This is a genomic window from Rhodomicrobium udaipurense JA643, assembly GCF_000636015.1.
Classification (GTDB): domain Bacteria; phylum Pseudomonadota; class Alphaproteobacteria; order Rhizobiales; family Rhodomicrobiaceae; genus Rhodomicrobium; species Rhodomicrobium udaipurense.
Genome location: NZ_JFZJ01000036.1, coordinates 1 through 21,915, shown reverse-complemented (window position 1 = coordinate 21,915; position 21,915 = coordinate 1). Strand labels below are relative to the sequence as shown.

18 protein-coding genes and 1 pseudogene are annotated in these 21,915 nt (G+C 62.8%); 16 read left to right on the top strand and 3 right to left on the bottom strand.

Annotated elements, in window-relative coordinates; genetic code table 11:
• Positions 1-63: 63 nt before the first annotated feature.
• The 4 genes from leuS (at position 64) to T281_RS07480 (ending at position 5,686) form a co-directional block, all read left to right on the top strand.
• Positions 64-2,676 carry a leucine--tRNA ligase gene (leuS, locus tag T281_RS07495; protein WP_037236662.1) on the top strand — a complete coding sequence of 871 codons (2,613 nt, stop codon included), beginning with the start codon at positions 64-66 and terminating at the stop codon, positions 2,674-2,676.
• Positions 2,663-3,229 carry a hypothetical protein gene (locus tag T281_RS07490; protein ID WP_052037230.1) on the top strand — a complete coding sequence of 189 codons (567 nt, stop codon included), beginning with the start codon at positions 2,663-2,665 and terminating at the stop codon, positions 3,227-3,229. Before leuS ends, T281_RS07490 begins: the two co-directional genes overlap by 14 nt.
• A gap of 112 nt (positions 3,230-3,341) precedes the next feature.
• On the top strand, positions 3,342-4,376 hold the full coding sequence (gene holA / locus T281_RS07485; RefSeq protein WP_037236661.1) for a DNA polymerase III subunit delta: 1,035 nt from the start codon (positions 3,342-3,344) through the stop codon (positions 4,374-4,376).
• A gap of 53 nt (positions 4,377-4,429) precedes the next feature.
• Entirely contained in the window at positions 4,430-5,686 is a 1,257-nt protein-coding gene (locus T281_RS07480) for an adenosylmethionine--8-amino-7-oxononanoate transaminase (RefSeq protein WP_037236684.1), read from the top strand.
• 15 nt (positions 5,687-5,701) lie between these two features.
• Here the strand turns inward: T281_RS07480 and T281_RS07475 are convergent, their stop codons facing one another.
• On the bottom strand, positions 5,702-6,244 hold the full coding sequence (locus T281_RS07475) for a Uma2 family endonuclease (protein ID WP_037236660.1): 543 nt from the start codon (positions 6,242-6,244) through the stop codon (positions 5,702-5,704).
• A gap of 515 nt (positions 6,245-6,759) precedes the next feature.
• On the opposite strand from T281_RS07475, the gene topA reads away from it, so the two are divergent.
• From topA to rpmG, 3 genes are all read left to right on the top strand, one after another.
• Positions 6,760-9,549: a type I DNA topoisomerase gene (topA, locus tag T281_RS07470; protein ID WP_037236659.1), complete on the top strand. Its 2,790-nt coding sequence runs from the start codon at positions 6,760-6,762 to the stop codon at positions 9,547-9,549.
• 23 nt (positions 9,550-9,572) lie between these two features.
• A complete protein-coding gene (gene rnr / locus T281_RS07465) occupies positions 9,573-11,897 on the top strand; it encodes a ribonuclease R (RefSeq protein ID WP_052037228.1) in 2,325 nt (774 codons plus the stop codon).
• 299 nt (positions 11,898-12,196) lie between these two features.
• Positions 12,197-12,364, top strand: coding sequence for a 50S ribosomal protein L33 (gene rpmG, locus T281_RS07460; RefSeq protein WP_013420445.1), 168 nt, complete (start codon positions 12,197-12,199; stop codon positions 12,362-12,364).
• A gap of 513 nt (positions 12,365-12,877) precedes the next feature.
• Here rpmG and T281_RS19865 read toward each other — a convergent pair.
• Both T281_RS19865 and T281_RS07450 read right to left on the bottom strand, forming a co-directional pair.
• Positions 12,878-12,982 (bottom strand): annotated as a pseudogene (locus tag T281_RS19865) (two-component system response regulator); the annotation flags it as partial.
• A 367-nt stretch (positions 12,983-13,349) separates the two neighbouring features.
• On the bottom strand, positions 13,350-14,042 hold the full coding sequence (locus T281_RS07450) for an alpha/beta hydrolase (protein WP_037236657.1): 693 nt from the start codon (positions 14,040-14,042) through the stop codon (positions 13,350-13,352).
• Positions 14,043-14,339: 297 nt separating this feature from the next.
• On the opposite strand from T281_RS07450, the gene T281_RS07445 reads away from it, so the two are divergent.
• From T281_RS07445 to T281_RS07405, 9 genes are all read left to right on the top strand, one after another.
• Positions 14,340-14,816 carry an Rrf2 family transcriptional regulator gene (locus T281_RS07445; protein ID WP_037236656.1) on the top strand — a complete coding sequence of 159 codons (477 nt, stop codon included), beginning with the start codon at positions 14,340-14,342 and terminating at the stop codon, positions 14,814-14,816.
• Entirely contained in the window at positions 14,813-15,940 is a 1,128-nt protein-coding gene (locus T281_RS07440; RefSeq protein WP_037236654.1) for a cysteine desulfurase family protein, read from the top strand. Before T281_RS07445 ends, T281_RS07440 begins: the two co-directional genes overlap by 4 nt.
• A 43-nt stretch (positions 15,941-15,983) precedes the next feature.
• A complete protein-coding gene (sufB, locus tag T281_RS07435) occupies positions 15,984-17,465 on the top strand; it encodes a Fe-S cluster assembly protein SufB (RefSeq protein ID WP_037236651.1) in 1,482 nt (493 codons plus the stop codon).
• A gap of 39 nt (positions 17,466-17,504) precedes the next feature.
• Entirely contained in the window at positions 17,505-17,867 is a 363-nt protein-coding gene (locus T281_RS07430; protein ID WP_013420451.1) for a DUF4267 domain-containing protein, read from the top strand.
• Positions 17,864-18,091 (top strand): hypothetical protein, encoded by a 228-nt coding sequence (locus T281_RS07425; RefSeq protein WP_037236648.1) that lies wholly within the window; start codon positions 17,864-17,866, stop codon positions 18,089-18,091. The genes T281_RS07430 and T281_RS07425 overlap by 4 nt, the downstream gene beginning before the upstream one ends.
• Positions 18,092-18,100: 9 nt before the next feature.
• On the top strand, positions 18,101-18,850 hold the full coding sequence (sufC, locus tag T281_RS07420) for a Fe-S cluster assembly ATPase SufC (RefSeq protein WP_013420453.1): 750 nt from the start codon (positions 18,101-18,103) through the stop codon (positions 18,848-18,850).
• 9 nt (positions 18,851-18,859) lie between these two features.
• Positions 18,860-20,185: a Fe-S cluster assembly protein SufD gene (sufD, locus tag T281_RS07415; RefSeq protein ID WP_052037227.1), complete on the top strand. Its 1,326-nt coding sequence runs from the start codon at positions 18,860-18,862 to the stop codon at positions 20,183-20,185.
• Between the two features lie 22 nt (positions 20,186-20,207).
• Positions 20,208-21,458, top strand: coding sequence for an aminotransferase class V-fold PLP-dependent enzyme (locus T281_RS07410; protein ID WP_037236645.1), 1,251 nt, complete (start codon positions 20,208-20,210; stop codon positions 21,456-21,458).
• 8 nt (positions 21,459-21,466) lie between these two features.
• Positions 21,467-21,915, top strand: a 449-nt coding sequence (locus tag T281_RS07405; protein ID WP_245269180.1) for an SUF system Fe-S cluster assembly protein, incomplete at its 3' end; no start/stop codon positions are given.

Here is a 21,915-nt window from a genome sequence, read left to right as displayed (position 1 = left end):
CTCCCTTTCAACTTCATATCACGCAAACCTTTTTGCCGCGCTTTCGCGCGAGGAACATGACCCATGGCACAGGAACGCTACAACGCGCCGGAGCGCGAGAAACATTGGCAGGGGATTTGGGAAGAGCAACAGACTTTTCTCACCTCCACCGATCGCTCCAGGCCTAAATATTACGTGCTGGAGATGTTCCCCTACCCGTCCGGCCGCATCCATGTGGGCCACGTCCGCAACTACACGATGGGCGATGTCGTGGCGCGCTACAAGCGGGCGCGGGGCTTCAACGTGCTGCATCCCTTCGGGTGGGACGCGTTCGGCCTCCCGGCGGAGAACGCCGCCATCCAGAAGGGCATCAACCCGCGCGAATGGACCTACGAGAACATCGAAGCCATGCGCACGCAGTTGAAGCGCATCGGCCTGTCGCTCGACTGGACGCGCGAATTCGCCACCTGCGACCCAGAATATTACCATCAGCAGCAGCGCATCTTTCTCGCCTTCCGCGAGAAGGGGCTCGTCTACCGCAAGAAGAGCAAGGTGAACTGGGACCCGGTCGATCACACCGTGCTCGCGAACGAGCAGGTTATCGACGGCCGCGGCTGGCGCTCTGGCGCGCTCGTCGAGCAGAAAGAGCTGGCGCAGTGGTTCTTCAAGATCACGCACTACGCCGACGATTTGCTCGATGGCCTCGACACGCTCGACAAGTGGCCCGACAAGGTGCGCCTTATGCAGCGGAACTGGATCGGCAAGAGCCAGGGCTTGCTCATGCGCTTCAACCTGTCCGGCGAAAAGGCGCCCGCCGATTTCGGAAGCGTGCAGGTGTTCACCACGCGGCCCGACACGATCTTCGGCGCGAGCTTCATCGGCATCTCGCCCGAGCATCCGCTCGCGAAGGAACTCGCGAAGACCGATCCGAATCTCGCTGATTTCATCGAGGATTGTCGGCGCATCGGCACCGCGCAGGAGGACATCGACCGCGCGGAGAAGAAGGGCTACGACACCGGCATCGTGGCGGCGCATCCGTTCCGCTCCACCACCAAGCTGCCAGTCTATGTCGCGAACTTCATCCTGATGGATTACGGCACGGGCGCGATCTTCGGCTGCCCCGCGCACGACCAGCGCGACCTCGACTTCGCGCGGAAATATAATCTCAAGGTGAAGGCCGTCGTCATTCCGGACGACGCCGACCCGGCCGAGTTCAAGGTCGGCGACGAGCCTTATACCGGGCCGGGGCGGCTGCAAAACTCCTCCTTCCTCAACGGCATGTCCGTGGAGGAAGCGAAGGAGGAAGTCGCCCAGCGTCTCGCCAAGCGCAACATGGGCGAGAAGAAGACCAGCTTCCGGCTTCGCGACTGGGGCGTGTCGCGCCAGCGCTACTGGGGCTGTCCGATCCCCGTCATCCATTGCGAAAAGTGCGGCGTCGTGCCGGTGCCGGACGCGGATCTGCCGGTGCGCCTGCCGGACGACGTTTCCTTCGACAAGCCCGGCAACCCGCTGGATCATCATCCCACGTGGAAGCACGTCAAGTGCCCGACCTGTGGCGGCAAGGCGACGCGCGAAACGGATACGTTCGACACCTTCGTGGATAGTTCGTGGTACTTCGCGCGCTTCACCGCGCCGAATGCCGCCGAGCCGGTGGAAAGCGCGCAGGCGGACTATTGGCTGCCCGTCGATCAGTATATCGGCGGCGTGGAGCACGCGATCCTGCATCTTCTCTATGCGCGGTTCTTCACGCGCGCGATGAAGGATTGCGGCTATCTTGGCCTTGCTGAGCCGTTCAATGCGCTATTCACGCAAGGCATGGTGCTGCACGAGACCTATTTCGACGAGAAGCAGAACTGGCTCGCCCCCGACGAGGTCAAGATCGAAACCGAGAACGGCGCGCGCAAGGCGTTCCGTCTCGACGGCGGTCAAGAGCCGATCAGCATCGGCAGCATCGAAAAGATGTCGAAGTCCAAGAAGAACACCATTGATCCCGACGTCTTCACGCAGCATTACGGCGCGGATGTCGCGCGCTGGTTCGTGCTGTCCGACAGCCCGCCGGAGCGCGATGTCGTCTGGACCGAGGAAGGCGTGCAGGGCGCGTGGCGGTTCACACAGCGCGTCTGGCGGCTTCTGAACGAGGCGGAGCCGAGGCTTGCGGAGGCCGATGCGAAGGCGCCCGCTACGTTCTCCGCGCCTGCGCAAGGCTTGCGTCGCGCCGCGCACAAGGGCCTCGCCGCCGTCGCGGAGGAGATCGAGGGGCTGCGCTTCAACCGTGCCATCGCGGCGGTCTACGAGTTCGTGAATGCGTTGCAGGCCGCGCTTCAGGACAAGAGCGCGGTGGGAGATGAGAGCTTCGGCTTCGCGCTGCGCGAGGCGAGCCTCTTCTTCGTGCATATGATCAATCCGATCATGCCGCATCTCGCCGAAGAGGGCTTTTCGCTGCTTGGCTACAACACGCTTCTCGCAAACGAACCTTGGCCGGAGGTTGAGCGAAGCTTGCTCGTTGACGATACCGTAACCATTGCCGTACAGGTGAACGGGAAACGCCGTGACGAGATCGTCGTGCCCCGCAACGCGGATCGCGCGGACCTTGAAGCGGCGGCGCTTCGCCTCGAAAGCGTCACCCGGGCAGTGGACGGTAGGCCGATCAAAAAGGTGATCGTGGTTCCCGAAAGGATTGTCAATGTCGTGGCTTGAAATCTCGAAGAACGGCAATCGGCTTCGCAGGGGGGCAGGGCTTGCCGTGATCGCGGGTTTCCTCGCTTTCGGTTCAGCCGGGTGCGGGTTTCATCCGATGTATGGAACGCCGACTGCCGGTGGGCACGACCTCACCGAGATGATGAAGCGCGTCGAGATCGCCGCAATTTCGAGCCGCACAGGCCAGAAACTTCGCAACGAGCTTCTCTTCGGAACGACCGGAGGCGGAGGCACGCTTCCGCCCGTCTACCGCCTCGACATCGCGCTGCGCGAAAGCTATCGCAACACGCTCGTGACGCAGGCGGGAAATCCGACAGGCCGCATCTTGCAGCTCGACGCCGAGTTCCGCCTCGTTCGCCTCGCGGATAATGAAACCGTGTTCAAGGGCGCGAGCACGTCCGAAGCGGCGTACGACCTTGCGGGTTCGACGGGTAACGCGGGCTCGATCTATGGCGACACACGCGCCGCGCTCAACGCGCAGAACCGCGCAGCGCGCACGCTCGCGGATACGCTGAAAACGCGCCTCGCAGCTTATCTCTCGCGCGACGCGTAGGCGTAGGCACTGCACCGGCGCGCGTTGTTCGCCCAAGCGGGTTGACCAACGCGCAGGCTCGGCGCAAATTCGGGCGGCTGAAGCTCGTCTCTAACCGGGCCAGAAGTTTGCCATGGTCGCGCCAGGCGCCGCATCGCTCACCAAATTCCTCGCCGCTCCGCCGCCCGCGATAGGCGGCTTCCTGTTCTACGGCTCGGACGCGCTCCAGATCGCCGCGCGTGCCGAAGCCCTCAGCCGCGCGCTTCTGAAAAAGCTCGGTCCCGACGCCGAACTCGCCCGCTTGCACGACACCGACCTCGCCGCCGATCCGGACCGCGTCATCGTGGAACTGACCACGCGTTCGCTGTTCGGCGGAACCCGCATCGTCTGGCTGACGTCGCTTCCCGCCAAGGCGCAGGCGATTGTGCAGGATGCCATCGCGCGGCCTTTCGACGGCGCCTTCCTGATTGCGCAAGCGCCGGATATGAAGAAGAGCCACAAGCTTGCGCAAAGCTTCGAGGCAGCGGCGTATCTCGCGGCGATCGCGTGCTATGGCGAAGACCGCGACAGCGTCGTCGCCGGTATCCGCCATCAGGCGGCCGAGGCCGGTTACGAGATCGATGGCGAAGCGGCGGCGCTCGTGGCGGCGCGCTGCGATTGTTCGGCGTTGCTCGCGCGCGCCGAAACCGAGAAACTCATCACCTATGCCGGAGAAGATCGCCGCATTACCGCCGCGCAGGTTGAGGACTGCCTGAACGATCAGCAGACCGCTGGTCTGTCTGACATCGTGGACGCGGCGCTCGACGGCGACGGCCGCAAGGCGATCCTCGCGTTCGAGCGCTATATGGCGGCGGAGGCGAATGTGTCGCCCGTGTTCGTGGTGCTCGCGTCGAGCCTGCTCCGTCTGCACGCGCTGCGCGCCGCCGTCGATGCGGGCGCTTCGCCGATGCAGGCCATCAAGGAACTGCGCCCGCCGGTGTTTTTCAAACAACAGGATGCGCTCGCGGCGCAGGTGCGCAAATGGACGGTGCCTGCGTTGGCGGCGCGACTTGGCGACCTCAATGCCGCGCTGCGCGACACGCGCCTGAAGTCCGCGCTTGCCGAGGATATCGCCGCGCGCTTTCTGCTCACCGTCGCGAAGGAAGCGCGCGCCGCAAGCCGCCGATAGCCGAATGAGCGCGAATGGCCCCGAACTGCCGCCGCGCTCGCAAGGAGCATGACATGACATCGCAATCGCCGGTCTGGCACCCCTTCACGCAACACGCGCTTCAGCCCGTCATGACGAAGATCGCGCGGAGCGAGGGCGCATGGCTCGAAACCGAGGATGGCCGCCGCATCTATGACGGCATCGCGTCGTGGTGGGTCATCACGCACGGGCATAATCATCCGCGCATCGTGGAGGCGATCCGCGCGCAAGCGGGTGTGCTCGATCAGCTCATTTTCGCGGGTTTCACGCACGAACCGGCGGAGGAAGTGGCGCGGCGGCTCGTCGAAATCGCGCCGGACGGGCTGGCGCACGTCTTTTTCTCGGATAGCGGCTCGACCGCGGTTGAGGTTGCGCTGAAGATGGCGCTCGGCTTCTTCGTCCATCGCGGCGAGAAGCGGACGCGCGTCGTAGCGCTGGAGCACGCCTATCACGGCGACACCATCGGCTGCATGTCGGTGGGCGCGCGCGGCGTGTTCAACGATCCATACGGGCCGCTGCTGTTCGAGGTGGAGCGCATCCCCTACCCCGCGCCGGGCCGCGAGCAGGAGGCGTTCGACGCGTTCGAGGCCGTGTGCCGCCGCGATCCGCCCGCCGCGATCATCGTGGAGCCGCTGATCCTCGGCTCCGGCGGCATGCTCTTTTATACGCCCGAAGCCCTGCGCGAGCTTCACCGCATCGCGAAGGCATATGGCGTGCTGTTTATCGCGGACGAGGTGATGACGGGCTTCGGCCGCACCGGCACGCTATTCGCGTGCGAGCAGGCGGGCATCGCGCCGGACATCATGTGCCTCGCGAAAGGGCTGACGGGCGGCGTCATCCCGCTGGCTGTGACGCTGGCCACGCACGAAATCTTCGAGGCGCATTATTCGCCGGACCGCGCGCGGATGTTCTTCCATTCGAGTTCGTTCACGGCGAACCCCATCGCTTGCGCCGCCGCCGCCGCGAATCTGCGCGTCTGGCGCGATGAGCCTGTGCGCGAGCGCATCGCTGGCCTCGTCGTGGCGCAGACGGAGCGCGTGGCGCGGCTCAAGGGGCATCCCAAATTTGCCGACGCGCGCAGTCTTGGCACCATCGCGGCCATGGACCTCCGCGTGAAGGACGCGGGTTATCTCGCGGGCATCGCGCCGAAGCTGATGGAGTTTTTCCTGTCGCGCGGGCTGCTGCTGCGGCCGCTCGGCAACACGGTCTACATCATGCCGCCCTATTGCACGACGCCAAGCGAACTCGACGCGGTTTATGTCGCCATCGAGGAAGCCGCCGCGCTTGTCTGAGGGCAGGCAGAAGCTCTATCGCAGGTCGAGGTCGCCGAGCGTAACCGCGAGATGCTCGCAGAAAGCCGGGACTAGACGGCGATCGGCCGAGAGGTCGCTCGTCGCCTGATAGCCTGCGGGCGAAGGTTTGCGATGGATGCGCGTTTCGAGCTTTACGGCGTGGATAACCCAAAGCTCCGGGATGCCGAACGTCGCGTAAAGCGCTGCCTTCCGCCCGATGTCGTAGGCGTAGCTCGAGTCTGCGATCTCCACGACGAGATGCGCCGTTTCAGCGTTCAGGCCCGCGATTCCCGTTTCCTTGTCGAAAAATACGAAATCGGGTTCAAGATAGCTGTCGGACGCGAGCCGCAAGGTGGTTTCCGGCACGAAACGCAGGTGGTCCGGCGTTCGCCGCGCCCAATGCCAATTCAATGCCGCCTTCAGAACCTCGTGGTGGTTCCCCTTGGGGGGCATCGGCACGACCTCTCCGCCGATCAACTCGATGCGCTCATCCTCTTCGAGGATGCCTGCGGCCGTCATCTTCTCCAGTTCGTCGAGCGTGAAGCGCCGACGCAGCATTCCCTCTGCTGCCTGGGTCGTTCGATCTCGCGGCTCTTTCGGCAAAGCTCTTATGGTCATCGAGCAATCATATCGCATTTGCCCATCGTCGCCAATGGCGTGCCGATCTGCGCCATGGCGGGGATTTGCTGTATCGGTTTTCATACAGGTTTCGCTCCGGGTGACGGGCCGTGTGTCCGACATCTGAACGCTTCAGGCTTGATTTATCGAGCGCGGTTGCGCATTACAAGCTTGATATCCGAATCCTGGAGAAGGCGATGGAAGCGACTGACCAAGGGAAGGGCTTCGGAATGGCATGCACTTGCAGGGAATGTCCTCTGTAGTCGACACCGGCAAAAAGCAAGACATCGCGGCGAGTTAGGGCGAGGAAAAACTCTCGCGCAGGCTTGATTGTTAGAGCGGAGAGGATCGGGTGCGCCGTTATGGTGCGGCTGTTCTACTCTTGAAGGATCGATATTTCCCGCCGACCTGATAAGCCCTCCAGGCCACGGCCTCATGAACAAGATCGCATCTCAATGAACATCGTTATCGTCGAAAGCGCCGCAAAGGCGAAAACTATCAACAAGTATCTGGGGGCCGATTACAAGGTCATCGCGTCGTACGGCCATGTGCGAGACCTGCCCGCGAAGGACGGCTCCGTCCTGCCGGATAACGACTTCGAAATGACGTGGGAGGTGGAGGCCGACTCCAACCGGATCGTCAACGAAATCGCCAAGGCCGTGAAGGGTGCGGATCGCCTTATTCTCGCAACCGACCCGGATCGCGAAGGCGAAGCCATTTCCTGGCACCTGCTGAAAATTCTGGAGCAGAAGCGCGCGCTGAACGGCGTGTCGGTGGAGCGCGTGGCGTTCAACGCGGTGACGAAGGACGCGATCCTCACCGCGATGAAGAACCCGCGCAAGATCGATGAGCCGCTGGTCGATGCCTATCTGGCGCGCCGCGCTCTCGATTATCTCGTCGGTTTCACCCTGTCGCCGGTGCTGTGGCGCAAGCTGCCCGGCGCTCGCTCGGCGGGCCGCGTGCAATCCGTGGCGCTGCGTCTCGTCGTCGACCGCGAGGCCGAAATCGAGGCGTTCCGAACCCGCGAATACTGGACGGTCGAAGCGGCGCTGAAGAATGGCGGCGGCGACGCGTTCACGGCGCGACTGGTGGCGCGGGCCGGCAAGAAGCTCGACAAGTTCGACATTCCGAACGAGGCGCTGGCGCACGCTTACCGCGACGCGATCAAGGGCCAATCCTACCGCGTGGACAGCGTCGAGGCGAAGGACCACAAGCGCAATCCGGCGCCGCCGTTCACCACCTCGTCGCTGCAACAGGAAGCGTCGCGCAAGCTCGGCCTTTCGCCGCGCCAGACGATGCAGATTGCGCAGAAGCTTTACGAGGGCATCGACATCGGCGGCGAGACGGTCGGTCTCATTACTTATATGAGAACGGACGGCGTGCAGATCGTGGGCGAGGCGATTGCGCAGGCTCGCGGTCAGATCGAGAGCCAGTTCGGCGCGCGCTATGTCCCGAGTGCGCCGCGCATCTACAAGACAAAGGCGAAGAACGCGCAGGAAGCGCACGAAGCCATCCGTCCGACCGACTTCGGCCGCCAGCCGGACAAGCTGCGCGGCCTTTCGGCCGAAGAGGCGCGGCTCTACAAGCTGATCTGGCAGCGCGCGGTCGCGAGTCAGATGGCGAGCGCCGACATCGAACGCACTACGGCGGAAATTTCCGTGCCCGGCAAGGACGGCGTCCCCTATGGCGTGCGGGCTACCGGCTCCGTCGTGAAGTTCGACGGCTTCATGCGGCTCTACGAGGAAGGCCGCGACGACACCGACGACGAGGATTCCGCTCGCCTTCCCCCGCTGAAGCAGGGCGAGGCGCTGAAGGATTCGGGCGTCACCGCCGCACAGCACTTCACCGAGCCGCCGCCGCGCTATACCGAGGCGACGCTCATTCGCGAGATGGAGCGCCTCGGCATCGGCCGCCCGTCCACCTACGCGAGCACGATGGCCGTGCTCCGCGAACGCGAATATGTGAAGCTGGAAAAGAAACGGCTCGTCCCCGAGGACAAGGGGCGGCTCGTCACCACGTTCCTTGAGGCGTTCTTCAAGCGCTACGTGGAATACGACTTCACGGCTTATCTCGAAGACCGGCTCGACCAGATTTCCGATGGCAAGCTCGACTGGAAGGCGCTGCTGCGCGAGTTCTGGCAGGACTTCATCGGCGCGGTGACAGACATCAAGGATCTGCGCGTGACGCAGGTTCTCGACGCGCTGAACGAATTGCTCGGCCCGCACATCTTCCCCGCAAAGGAAGACGGCGGCGATCCGCGGCTGTGCCCGCTCTGCAATCAGGGGCAATTGTCGCTGAAGATAGGCAAGTTCGGCGCGTTCGTCGGCTGCTCGAATTACCCCGAATGCCGCTACACGCGCCAGCTCAAGACGGGCGAGAACGGCAATGGCGACGGCGCCGCGCCGGCGGGCGACACTGTGCTCGGCAACGATCCCGAGACGGGGCTTGCGGTATGCCTGAAGAACGGGCGCTTCGGTCCTTATATCCAACTCGGTGAGGGCGGCGACGGCGAGAAGCCGAAGCGCGCGTCTATTCCGGGCGGCATGGGCCTCGCGGATGTGGACTTCGCCTATGCGCTGAAGCTTTTGGCGCTGCCGCGCGAGGTTGGCCCGCATCCCGAGACGCAGAAGACCATCATGGCGGGCTTCGGCCGCTACGGTCCCTATGTCGAGCATGACGGAAAGTATGTGAAGATCGACGCGGAGGAGGTGTTCACCATCGGCCTCAACCGCGCCGTGACCGTGATCGCGGAAGGCGGCACCGGCGGCAAGGGCCGCGCGCCGAAGACCGAGCCGATCAAGGTTCTGGGCGAGCACCCGGAAAAAGGCGGCAAGATGGAAGTTCTCGCCGGGCGTTTCGGTCCCTATATAAAGTGGGGCAAGGTCAACGCGACGATCCCGAAGGGAACCGAGCCTCAAGACGTGACCGTTGACGAGGCGGTGCGGCTGATAGCGGCACGCATCGAAGCAGGCGACGGGAAGAAGGGACGCGGCAAGCCGACGAAATCCGCCAAGGCCCCTGCGAAAGAGAAGAAGCCCGCAAAGGCCAAGACCGCCGATGCGGGCGATGAGGCGGAAGCGCCGAAGAAGGCGAAGACCGCAGCACCGAAAAAGGCCGCAGCTAACGGCAAGGCGAAAAGCTCCGCGAAGGAGAAATCGGCCAAAGCCGACGAGGCGGACAAGAAGCCGAAAGCGAAAGCATCGGCGAAGAAGACAACATCCAAAGCGGCGGGCGGGACGACATGAGCCCACCTCGCCAGAAAGACACTATGAAACTGAAAGAGAAGCGCGCCGACGTGGCGCGCTCCAAGACGCCGACCAAAGACGACATTCTTAAATTTATTCGTTCCTCGACCGGCAATATTGGCCGCCGCGAAATCGCCAGAGCCTTCGACATCAAGGGCTCGGATCGCATCGACCTCAAACGCATCCTGAAGGAACTGGCAGCGGACGGCCTCATCGCAGACACGCGGCGCCTCGTGAAGAAAGAGGCGCTGGCAAACGTCGCCGTGATTGTGGTCAAGACGCAGGATCGCGAAGGCGATCTCATCTGCGCGCCGCTCAACTGGAATGAGGACGAAGACGGCGCGCCGCCGCGCATTCTGCTGAACGTCACGCGCCGCTATGAAGGCGCGGCCATCGGCGTCGGCGATCACGTTCTTGCGCGCATCAGGGAAGCAGGTCGCGGCGCGGATGCAGACGACGAGGGCGCGGAAGCGGCCGAGGACGCAAGCGGCTTTGCCTATCTCGCCTCGCCGATCAAGCGCCTGCCGCGCGAGCGCGCACGCCAGCTCGGCATATTGCGCAAGTCGGGGAGCGGCTTCGTGGTCGAGTCGATCGACAAGAAAGACCTTAAAGAGTGGCCGGTCGCCGATGGCGAGATGGATGGCGCCGAAGAGGGCGAACTCGTCCGCTTCGAGACGCTGCGCGACTCGCGCACCAATCGCCCGTCCGCGCGCGTGACGGAGCGCATCGGCCATCCGAAGGCCGAAAAGGCCGTCAGCCTCATCGCGATCCACAATCACGGGCTTCGCGATGTGTTCGGCGAGGACGTGCTGGTTGAGCTTGAGCGTCTGCCGGAAGCGACGATGTCGCACCGCGAAGACCTGACGCGCGTGCCGCTCATCACCATCGATCCGTTCGACGCGAAAGACCACGACGACGCCGTTTGGGCCGCGCCCGACACCGACTCCGCCAACGAAGGCGGCTCGGTCGTCATCGTCGCCATTGCGGACGTCTCCTTCTATATTCGCCCCGGCTCCGCGCTCGACGAAGAAGCGCTGCTTCGCGGCAATTCGGTCTATTTCCCCGACCGCGTCGTGCCCATGCTGCCGGAGAAGCTCTCGAACGGGCTTTGTTCGTTGCGCGAGAACGAGCTTCGGCCGTGCCTAGCGGTGCGCATCACCTTCGACCGCGACGGCAAGAAGGTCGCTCAGCGCTTCTCGCGCGCGATGATGCGCTCGGCGGCCAAGCTGTCCTATCAGGAGGCGCAGGCGGCCATCGACGGCAACCCGAACGCCAGAACCAAGCCGCTGCTTGAGCCGATCCTGAAGCCGCTCTGGGCTGTATACGAGGTGCTGAAAGAAGCACGCAATCGTCGCGCGCCGCTGGACCTCGACTTGCCCGAACGCAAAATCGTTCTTGATGAGCGTGGCCTTGTGTTGAAGGTCATCATTCCCGAACGGCTGGAAGCGCACCGGCTCATCGAAGAATTCATGATCCAGGCGAATGTCGCCACCGCCGAGGCGCTGGAGGCGAGGAAATCGCCGCTCATCTATCGCGTGCACGACGCGCCGTCGTCGGAGAAGCTGGTTGCGCTGAGCGAATTTCTCGCGAGCATCGGCGTCAACGCGGGCAAGACGAGCTTCAACCGCCCCGGCCAGTTCAATCGCGTGCTGACGAAGGCGATCGGCACGGAGCACGAGGAAATCCTGAACGAGGTGGTGCTGCGCTCTCAGGCGCAGGCCGAGTACCGCCCCGGCAATATCGGTCATTTCGGCCTGAATCTGCGCCGCTACGCGCATTTCACCTCGCCGATCCGCCGTTATGCCGATCTTGTCGTGCATCGCGCGCTCGTCAGCGCCTTCGGGCTTGGCGAAGGCGGCCTGTCCGACGCGGAGAAGACGAAGCTCGACGCCATCGCGGAGGCTATTTCGCAGAGCGAGCGGAAAGCCATGTCGGCCGAGCGCGAGACGGTGGACCGCCTCATCGCGATGCATCTGGCGGAGCGCGTCGGCGAGACATTCAAGGCGCGCGTGTCGGGCGTGACGCGCTTCGGCCTGTTCGTGAAGCTGCTCGACACCGGCGCAGACGGCTTCGTGCCCATGGCGACGCTCGGTCGCGATTTTTACAAGCACCTCGAAAACCTGCACGCCATCGTCGGCGAGCGCACGGGCGAAAGCTTCCGCCTCGGCGACCGCGTCGATGTGAAGCTCGTGGAGGCGAACCCGGCAGCGGGCGCGTTACGGTTCGACATGGTGAGCGATGGCAAGTTTTCGGCCGCGCTGGCGAAGGTCGGGCGGAAGCGCGGCGGCGGCAAGCCGCCGCGAGCCGAGGGGCGAAAGCCCGGCAAGGGCGCGAAGGGCCGCCGCTAGATCAAATCGACAGCCTTGCACCGCATACGATTTAAGGCACAAACGCCTGAGCGGGCCTTGAGCCGAGGAAAGTCGTGTGCCGAGGCGGCTGCTTCGTCGGCCGGGGATGTTCGGCAACCGGCGCGAGTGGAGATGGATCTATGCCCTTTTTGGAGAAGGCGTTTCAATCGTAAATGGAAAAAAGTTGCAGGAAGCTCGTAGTTTTCAACTGAAATGATTTAAAGTCGCTGCCGGGGTTGACAGCGGGACTCAAGGCGGGCACTTTCTGCGCTCGATTGGGGAGAAGTTTCGGACGTATCATGGCAAAACCAGTAACACAGAAAATCAAATTGGTGAGCACGGCGGGTACTGGCTACTATTATGTAACCAAGAAGAACCCGCGCAATTTGACCGAGAAGCTTGCGCTCAAGAAGTACGATCCCGTGGTCAAGCATCACGTGGAATTCAAGGAAGCGAAGATCAAGTAGCGACGGCCGCGCTAGCCGCGGCTTCGCGTTTCCTGCTCGAATTTTTCATCAGAAATAAAGAGATGATCAGCTCCGCAACCATCGGCAGCGGGGTAAGTCCGATTATGATGCGGAGCTGATCTGAGCGCCATCGGATCAAGAGGGCGTGATCCAACGTGCTATTGCCGAAACCGTCATGTTTGCGACGACAAGAGGCTTCGGTCGTATGCCCTACGGACCCAGGAGATGCGGCGGACCCGAGCACTCCGCAGGGTAACTGCTTATAAGTAAGAGGAAACACCCAATTTTTGCAAGGCAAGAATGACATCGTTCTGCCTCACTCGTCGGATTTAGCGCTTCTCCTCCTTAACGCTTTCTGAACATCGCTTGCGCCTTTTGAGGGGCAACTCAAGCTTGTCTGCAAGCGCTTGTTAAACAACACATTTCCGTTCTATAGGAAATAATCCTCGAAAAGCACTGCATTTTTCGGCGGGGCCACCCATAACCCGAGTTTTCCCCGTTATCCCCAGCCTTCTATGACAAATTCGTCGGAATGAATTGACGAATCGTTTCGAGGAAGCGTGAAACGGAAATTGGTTTTGACACATAGGCTTCGCAACCGCCCTCGCGGATGCGTTGACAATGAGGCCGGCCGATGCTTGCGCGCGAGCGCAATCGTCGCCGTTTCTCATCGTGAAAGAGCTTCATGTTGAGCTCGTTATCTTCGACGATCAGGATGGTTTTCCCCATGGCGCCCTTGCTCGATTTGGGCCGAAGGCCTTGCGGCAATACCGGCGCCGGATGCCTTTGCGGTCTTTGTCGTTTCAGATATGTGTTCGGGCGCATGGGCTTTTTTTTCAAATACCATCAGCCCGGGCATAGTCGCGCGAAAGAGTTAATAAAGTTTGATCGTCTTTACGACGAATAGAATAATGTGCATGGCTGGAGCGGAGCCGACGAAAACGCCGACTCCGTCAGTTTCGCGTACGGCTGCGCCGAAACGCGGTCATTTCGTGCCGCTATCCTGCTCAGACTTTTCCTTGCGCGACGGTTTCGACACGGCAAGGGTGCGCTTGTCGAGGTATTTTTCCATGGCGGTGACGAGATCTTCGATCTTGTCTTCGAAAAAGTGGTTTGCGCCAGGAATGACTTCGTGACTGACGACGATGCCCTTCTGCGTCTTGAGCTTGTCCACCAGCGTTTTCACCGCGGAAGGCGGCACGACGCGATCGCGGTCGCCGTTGATCATCAGCCCCGAGGACGGGCAAGGCGCAAGGAAGCTGAAATCGTAGAGGTTCGCGGGCGGCGCAACCGAGATGAAGCCGTCGATTTCCGGCCGCCGCATCAAAAGCTGCATGGCGATCCACGCACCGAAGGAAACGCCCGCGATCCAGCAGGATTTCGCATCGGGGTTAGCGAGCTGGAGCCAGTCGAGAGCCGTCGCGGCGTCCGAGAGTTCGCCCGGTCCCTGGTCGAAAAGCCCCTGGCTGCGCCCGACGCCGCGAAAATTGAAACGGAGAACCGAGAATCCGCGCTGCACGAAGGTGTAATACAGACTATAGACGATCTGGTTGTTCATCGTCCCGCCGAATTGCGGGTGCGGGTGCAGGATGATCGCAATCGGCGCGCCGGGTGTGGGCTCGTGATGATAGCGGCCTTCGATGCGGCCCGCCGGGCCATTGATAATTACTTCCGGCATTTTTCTGAACCTCGTTCTCGCGATCAGCGCTGGCTGATTGTTTTTCTGGCCTGATCTCGGTGCGGCACGTCATCGCGACGCCTGATTGCGGCTCACTCGTCCACGGGCGCGCACTTGCGCACCACGAGCGAACCGCCCAAATAGTTGACTCTGACGGTCGGAAATCCTATACACAGTAGCAAGGGAAATTTGACCCGTTGATACCTCGCCCGCCGCGAGGTTTTCCGTGTCGTATCACAAAAGAGGCGTGAATTTCCACGACCTTTCGCACTAACCGGGCGTAAAGAAAGCATAAATATGCTGCTCAGCACCAAAGGTCGCTACGCCGTCATGGCCATTGTCGAAGTTGCTCGGCAGAACGATGCCCGGCCGCTTGCCTTGAGCGATATTTCACTGCGCCTCGATCTGTCGCTTGCCTATCTGGAGCAGCTTTTCATGAAGTTGCGGCGAAAAGGAATTGTGCAATCGGTGCGGGGTCCGGGCGGCGGCTATATCCTCGCGCGAAATGCGGACGCGATATCGATCGGCGAAGTGATGGCCGCAGTAGACGAGCCGGTGCGCATGACGCGTTGCGAACCCGGGGATAAGGCGGGGTGCGTCGCCTCGAAGCGTTGCTCTACGCATGATTTGTGGCTCGCGCTCGGCACTCACATTGAGCGTTTCCTTGCCGACGCGACCGTCGCCGACGTGCTGACCGGCCGCTTTTCCGGCGCGGAAGTCGTGGCGTTTCCCGGTGACGACGCCCTACGTGTCGTTTCCAAAGCGGAGGCCTGAGCGTGGCGCGCGCGTATCTCGACTATAACGCGACGGCTCCGCTTCGCCCCGAGGCGCGCGATGCGATGATCGATGCGCTTGGTGTCGTCGGCAACCCGTCGTCAATTCACGGCGAGGGACGTGCGGCCCGCGCGGTCGTCGAGCGAGCGCGAGAGACGGTGGCGCAGGCGTTCGGCGCGAAGGCGTCCGCTGTGACGTTCACCTCGGGCGGAACGGAGGCGGCGAACTGGCTGCTTCAGCCGCGCGGTGATGGCTGCGCGCTTGCCGTTTCGGCGGTCGAGCACCCGTGCGTGCTGAAGGGGCATCGTTTCGCGGCGGATCGCGTGCGCGTTCTGCCGGTTACGGCGGAGGGGCGCGTGGATCTGAGCGCGCTCGAAGAAGCTGTGGCGCCCGGCGCGGTCGTGGCTTTGCAGGCCGCGAATAACGAGACCGGCGTTATCCAGCCAATATGCGAGATCGCGGCTCTCGTTCGCGCAAAAGGGGCAACGCTTGTTTGCGATGCGGTGCAAGCTGTCGGCCGGATGCATTTGTCGGAATTAGAACAATCCGACGCTGTTTTTTTCTCCGCGCACAAATTCGGTGGCCCGAAAGGTGTTGGAGCCGCGATCTGGCGGGGCTGCTCGGAGCCGCCTCCCGCTTTTGTGAAGGGCGGCGGGCAGGAGCGCCGCTTGCGTTCCGGCACTGAAAACGTTGCCGCTATCGCCGGATTGGCAGCCGCACTCGACGCAGCGCTTCGCGATCAAGAGATGTTGATTGCCAAGTGTGGGGCATTCCGGTCGAAGCTGGAACAACGCTTGCAGGCGATCGCTCCGGAAGCCGTCATCTTCGGCGAAGGCGCGGCCCGGCTGGCGAATACGACGTGTTTCGCCGTTCCCGGAAAGCGCGCCGACCTGATGTTGATGGCGCTCGATCTCGATGGCGTGGCGGTGAGTTCCGGTTCCGCCTGTTCATCGGGCAAGGTTGAGCGCTCGCACGTGCTCACCGCGATGGGCGCGGGCGAGGATCTGGCGGCGGGGGCGATCCGGGTATCGACGGGTTGGGCCACGCGCGACGATGACATCGAGCGGTTTCTTGCCGCTCTGGACAAGATTTGCGGCAGGCGCGAAACGCGCTCCGCCGCCTGAGATGAAAGGTCCGCTTTGGCGGGCCGCCTGGAAGGAGTGAGACATGGCCGAGCAGGACACGATCGAACGCGTCAGCGAAATCGATGTCGACAAGTACAAGTACGGTTTCACCACCGACATCGAGAGCGTGCGCGCGCCGAAGGGTCTCAGCGAGGACACCGTTCGCTTCATCTCGGCCAAGAAGGGCGAGCCGGAATGGCTGCTCGAATGGCGGCTTGAAGCCTATCGCCGCTGGCGCAGCATTGAAGAGCCCACCTGGGCGCGCGTGCATTACCAGAAGATCGACTACGACGACCTTTATTATTACTCCGCGCCGAAATCAGCGGAAGGACCGAAGAGCCTCGCCGATGTGGACCCGGAGTTGCTCCGCACTTACGAGAAGCTCGGCATTCCGCTGAGGGAGCAGGCCGTGCTCGCCGGCGTCGAGGGCGCGGAGATCACAGCGCCGCGCGTAGCCGTGGATGCGGTGTTCGATAGCGTGTCCGTGGTAACGACCTTCAAGGAAGAGCTTGGCAGGGCGGGCGTGATCTTCTGCCCGATCTCGGAAGCCGTGCGCGACCATCCTGAGCTTGTGCGCAAATATCTCGGCAGCGTCGTACCGACCTCCGACAACTATTTCGCAACGCTGAATTCGGCGGTCTACTCCGACGGCTCGTTCGTATACGTGCCCGAGGGCGTTCGCTGCCCGATGGAGCTTTCCACCTACTTCCGCATCAATGAGAAGAACACCGGTCAGTTCGAGCGCACGCTCATCATCGCGGACAAGGGCTCCTATGTGAGCTACCTCGAAGGCTGCACCGCGCCGATGCGCGACGAGAATCAGCTTCACGCCGCCGTGGTTGAGCTGATCGCGCTCGACGATGCGGAGATCAAATATTCGACGGTCCAGAACTGGTATCCGGGCGACAAGGAAGGCAAAGGCGGCATCTACAACTTCGTGACGAAGCGCGGCGATTGCCGGGGCCGCAACTCGAAGATTTCGTGGACGCAGGTCGAAACCGGCTCCGCGATCACGTGGAAATATCCGTCTTGCATCCTGCGCGGGGACGGCAGCCGCGGCGAGTTCTACTCCATCGCCATCTCGAACGGCCGCCAGCAGGTCGATAGCGGCACGAAGATGATCCACCTCGGCAAGAACACGTCGAGCCGCATCATCTCGAAGGGCATTTCGGCGGGCCGCTCGGATAACACCTATCGCGGGCTCGTTTCGGCGCATCGCCGCGCCACGAACGCGCGCAACTTCACGCAGTGCGACAGCCTTCTCATCGGCGACCAGTGCGGCGCGCACACGATCCCGTATATCGAGGCGAAGAACGCAACAGCGCAGTTCGAGCACGAAGCGACGACGTCGAAGATCTCGGACGACCAACTGTTCTACTGCCTCCAGCGCGGCCTTTCGCAAGAAGAGGCCGTGGCGCTCATCGTGAACGGTTTCGTGCGCGACGTGCTCCAGCAACTCCCAATGGAGTTTCTGGCCGAGACGCAGAAGCTGATCTCGATCAGCCTCGAAGGAAGCGTGGGTTAACGGCTCGAAGGCGGCGCAAGCCGGAACAACGGGGATCGTATGGCGCTGATATTGGCGGCATTGCTCGGGGCATTCTTCTGCCTCGTCGGAGTGGCGATGATCTGGGCACCGGGCAACGCCGTGCAGGCGTTCGGGATCGATCCGTCGCATATGGCGGCCGATATCGGGCTTATGCCTGCACTGGGGGTTCGCGACATCGCGCTGGGCCTGATAGTGTTCGGGTTGGCGGTGGCGCGGCAGGCGCGGGCGACCGGAGCGGTTTTGCTGGCTCTCTCGCTCGTTCCGCTGGGCGATTTCGTCATCGCGGCGAAGTCGCTCGGCGCGACGGCGGCGGTCCGACACCTGATCGCGCTGCCCGTTACGCTTATCCTTGGTTTGGTTCTGGCACGGAGGCCAACATGAATGATCCTGTGAAAACACGCGGTGGCTACGGCTTGCCGATTGCGATTGTCGTCCTGGCGATCGTGGCTCTGGCAGTCATCTACGCACTGACCGGCTCAGCGCAGCTTGTCCTGTATGTCTTTTTCATTGCGCTGGCGGCGGGCGCGTTCTGGTTCGACTGGCGGAAAACAAAGCGGGATGAACAGCGCTTGCGTTCGGGTGGCGCGGACGGAACTCAGAGGTAGGAACAAAGAATGCTTGAGATCAAAGACCTTCGCGCGGAAGTCGACGGCAAGGAAATCCTGAAGGGCTTCAACCTCACAGTGCCGAAGGGCGAGGTTCACGCCATCATGGGACCGAACGGCTCGGGCAAATCCACGCTCTCCTACGTGCTGTCCGGCAAGGATGGCTACGAGGTCACGGGCGGTTCGGCCACATGGAACGGCCAGGATCTGTTCGCCATGTCGCCGGAAGAACGCGCGCAGGCCGGGGTGTTCCTCGCTTTCCAGTATCCGATGGAAATCCCCGGCGTGGCGTCGCTCACCTTCCTTCGCGCGGCGATGAACGCGCATCGCAAGGCGCGCGGCGAGGCCGAGATCTCAATCCCCGACTTCATGCGCGCCGTGAAGACCGAGGCGGAAAAGCTCAGCATCTCGATGGAGATGCTGAAGCGTCCGCTCAATGTCGGGTTTTCGGGCGGCGAGAAGAAGCGGAACGAAGTGCTGCAAATGGCGCTCCTGAAGCCGACGCTCTGCCTCCTCGACGAGATGGATTCCGGCCTCGACATCGACGCGATCCGCATCGCGGCCGAGGGCGTCAACCGGCTGCGCTCGCCTGACACGGCCATGATCGTCATCACCCACTATCAGCGGCTGCTCAATTACATCACGCCGGACGTGGTGCACGTGATGGCACGCGGACAGGTGTTGCGCTCAGGCGGCAAGGAACTCGCGGTGGAACTGGAAGAGTCGGGCTACGCGTCCTACGGCGCCGAAGCGGCTTAAGGAGCGGCCATGACCATTCATCAAACAATAACAGCGGCGGCCACGCCGGCAGAGCAGCGCTTCCTCGACCTCTATGCGAGCGTATGCGACCGGCTGCCCGGCGCGGGCGTTCCGGCGGTGAGGGCGTGGCGCGAGGAAGCGCTTGACGCTTTCGCCGCGCTGGGCGTGCCGCATCGCCGCGTCGAGGCTTGGAAATACACCGATCTCCGTGCGCTCATGACGGCGGTGCATCCGCTCGGCGGCCTCGACGCCGGAGCACGGGCTGACGTCGATGCATCCATCGGGCGGGCCCTTGCGAACATCGATTCCTATCGCGCGGTGTTCGCGGGCGGCAAGTTTCGCCCCGACCTGTCGACCATCCAGGGTGCGCCGGGCATCAGTTTCACGCCGCTCTGCGCAAAGCTGAAGTCGGAGGCCGACGCCGCGGCCACTCTCGCTGCGCTTTCGCTGCCGAAAGGCGATGTCGTCGCCGCGCTGTCGACGGCGTTCGCAACATCAGGCGCGCTCATTTCCATCGCCCCCGGCAAAAAACTCGACAAGCCGATCCACCTCATCGTCATCGCTTCCTGCGAGGCGAATGCCTATGCGCTGCGGCATGCGATCAAGCTCGGCGACGGCGCGGAAGCGTCCATTATCGAGACGCATGTGGGCGCGGGCGCGTCGCAGGCGTGGTCTTACACCGCGCTCGACATCGGCAAAGGCGCCGCGCTCAAGCATGCGCGGCTGACCCAGAGCGCCGCCGCGTTGCATCTCGCCTCGGCGAAAGTGACGCTCGGTGAACGCGCGGTTTACGAGCCGACGCATGCCGCTATCGGCGGCGCGCTTACGCGCTCGGAAGGCACGATCCATTTCACAGGGCCGAACGCCCGCGCAACCTACAACGCCGCGATTTTGGCGCGCGGCCACAGCCACGTGGATTTCACGCTCGTCGTCGATCACGCAGCGCCGCATTGTGAAAGCCGCGAACTCGTCAAGGCCGTGCTGGACGACCGCGCAAAGGGCGTCTTTCAAGGCAAGGTCGCCGTGCAGCGTGGCGCGCAGAAAACCGACGGCAAGCAGATGGCGAACGCGCTGCTTCTCTCGAACGACGCCGAGTTCGACTCGAAGCCCGAGCTTGAGATCTTCGCCGACGATGTCGTTTGCGGTCACGGCGCGACGGCGGGCCAGCTCGACGAGGATCTGATGTTCTATCTCAGGGCGCGCGGCATCCCCGAAGCGCAGGCGCGAGCGCTCCTTATCGCGGCGTTCGTCGGCGCGGCACTCGACACCATCGATAACGAAGGCTTGCACACCGCGCTGGACGAAAAGGTTGCGGCATGGCTCGCGGCGAAGTAGAGCCTCCTCGGGAGAACAAGTCATGGCCTTGATTGAGAAAGACATCGCGGCAGCTTCCTACGATGTGGAAGCGATCCGCAAAGACTTCCCGGCGATGTCGCTCGAAGTCTATGGCAAGCCGCTCGTCTATCTCGATAACGCGGCGAGCGCCCAGAAGCCGAAAGCCGTTCTCGACGCGATCGTGAAATCCTACTCGGATGAGTATGCCAACGTGCATCGCGGGCTGCATTACCTCGCGAATGCGGCGACGGCGGCTTACGAGGGTGGCCGCGAGCGCGTGGCGAAGTTCCTCAACGCGCCGAGCCCCGAGCAGATTGTCTTCACCAAGAACGCGACCGAGGCGATCAATCTCGTTGCGGCGTCTTTCGGCGGGCTGCACCTGAGGGAGGGCGATGAAGTGCTGCTCTCCATCATGGAGCACCACTCGAACATCGTGCCGTGGCACTTCCACCGCGAGCGTCGCGGCGTGGTTCTCAATTGGGTGCCGGTGACGGACGAGGGCGAATTCCGCCTTGAGGATTTCGAGGCCGCGCTCACGCCGAAAACGAAGATCGTTGCCATCACGCACATGTCGAACGTGCTCGGCACGACGACGCCGATCAAGGACATCTGCCGCATCGCGCATGCGCACGGCGCTTATGTGCTGATCGACGGCAGCCAGGGCGCGGTGCATTGCGATGTCGATGTGCAGGACATCGATTGCGATTTCTACGTCATCACCGGGCACAAGCTTTACGGCCCGACCGGCATCGGCGCACTCTACGCGAAGCGCGAGCATCTCGAAGCGATGCCGCCGTTCCTCGGCGGCGGCGAGATGATCGAGACCGTGACGCGGGACGCAATCAAATACAACGACCCGCCTTATCGTTTCGAGGCCGGTACGCCGATGATCGCGCAGGCGGCGGGGCTGACGGCCGCGCTCGACTATATCGACAGCATCGGCAAGGCGAAGATCCGCGCGCACGAACTCGACCTGTTGCGCTACGCCGAGGATCGGCTGAAGCCGTTCAACTCGCTGCGCTTTATCGGCAGCGCGCGCGAGAAGGGGGCGATCGTCTCCTTCGCGATGGAGGGCGCACACAGCCACGATGTGGCGACGATCCTCGACCGCTCAGGCATCGCGGTGCGTGCGGGCAGCCATTGCGCCGAGCCGCTGCTGACGCGCTTCGGGCTGACATCCACCTGCCGGGCATCCTTCGCCCTATACAACACCCGCGCGGAAGTGGACGCGCTCGCCGAAGGGCTACAGAAAGCGGAGCGGTTTTTCAGATGAGCGAGACCATGGAACAGGCAAAGACGCGGATCGAAAACGCCCCGTGGGACGGCCCGCAGGACGAGCCGAAGCACAAGGATTTGCCGGAGCCGTGCGCGCATACGGTTGAGACGGCGAAGTCGTCGCATGACGAAGTCGGCATTCCGCACGAAGAGTTGGATCGCATCACGGACGCGCTCATCGCGGCGCTGAAGACGATCTACGACCCGGAAATTCCGGTCGATGTTTACGAGCTTGGTCTCATATACAAGATCGATATCAACGCCGACCGCGAAGTGGACGTGGAGATGACGTTGACCGCGCCGGGGTGCCCCGTGGCGGGCGACATGCCGGTGTGGGTCGAGAACGCTTTGAGTGCGGTGGAAGGCGTGAGCATCGCGCGCGTGAAGATCGTGTTTACGCCGCCGTGGGATCCTTCAAGGATGTCCGACGAGGCGCGCGTTGCGCTCAACATGTT

Excerpts from the sequence above, each read along its gene's own strand:
- leuS (WP_037236662.1), top strand. The coding sequence starts at position 64 with ATGGCACAGGAACGCTACAACGCGCCGGAGCGCGAGAAACATTGGCAG.
- T281_RS07490 (WP_052037230.1), top strand. The coding sequence starts at position 2,663 with ATGTCGTGGCTTGAAATCTCGAAGAACGGCAATCGGCTTCGCAGGGGG.
- holA (WP_037236661.1), top strand. The coding sequence starts at position 3,342 with ATGGTCGCGCCAGGCGCCGCATCGCTCACCAAATTCCTCGCCGCTCCG.
- T281_RS07480 (WP_037236684.1), top strand. The coding sequence starts at position 4,430 with ATGACATCGCAATCGCCGGTCTGGCACCCCTTCACGCAACACGCGCTT.
- T281_RS07475 (WP_037236660.1), bottom strand. The coding sequence starts at position 6,244 with ATGCTGCGTCGGCGCTTCACGCTCGACGAACTGGAGAAGATGACGGCC.
- topA (WP_037236659.1), top strand. The coding sequence starts at position 6,760 with ATGAACATCGTTATCGTCGAAAGCGCCGCAAAGGCGAAAACTATCAAC.
- rnr (WP_052037228.1), top strand. The coding sequence starts at position 9,573 with ATGAAACTGAAAGAGAAGCGCGCCGACGTGGCGCGCTCCAAGACGCCG.
- rpmG (WP_013420445.1), top strand. The coding sequence starts at position 12,197 with ATGGCAAAACCAGTAACACAGAAAATCAAATTGGTGAGCACGGCGGGT.
- T281_RS07450 (WP_037236657.1), bottom strand. The coding sequence starts at position 14,042 with ATGCCGGAAGTAATTATCAATGGCCCGGCGGGCCGCATCGAAGGCCGC.
- T281_RS07445 (WP_037236656.1), top strand. The coding sequence starts at position 14,340 with ATGCTGCTCAGCACCAAAGGTCGCTACGCCGTCATGGCCATTGTCGAA.
- sufB (WP_037236651.1), top strand. The coding sequence starts at position 15,984 with ATGGCCGAGCAGGACACGATCGAACGCGTCAGCGAAATCGATGTCGAC.
- T281_RS07430 (WP_013420451.1), top strand. The coding sequence starts at position 17,505 with ATGGCGCTGATATTGGCGGCATTGCTCGGGGCATTCTTCTGCCTCGTC.
- T281_RS07425 (WP_037236648.1), top strand. The coding sequence starts at position 17,864 with ATGAATGATCCTGTGAAAACACGCGGTGGCTACGGCTTGCCGATTGCG.
- sufC (WP_013420453.1), top strand. The coding sequence starts at position 18,101 with ATGCTTGAGATCAAAGACCTTCGCGCGGAAGTCGACGGCAAGGAAATC.
- sufD (WP_052037227.1), top strand. The coding sequence starts at position 18,860 with ATGACCATTCATCAAACAATAACAGCGGCGGCCACGCCGGCAGAGCAG.
- T281_RS07410 (WP_037236645.1), top strand. The coding sequence starts at position 20,208 with ATGGCCTTGATTGAGAAAGACATCGCGGCAGCTTCCTACGATGTGGAA.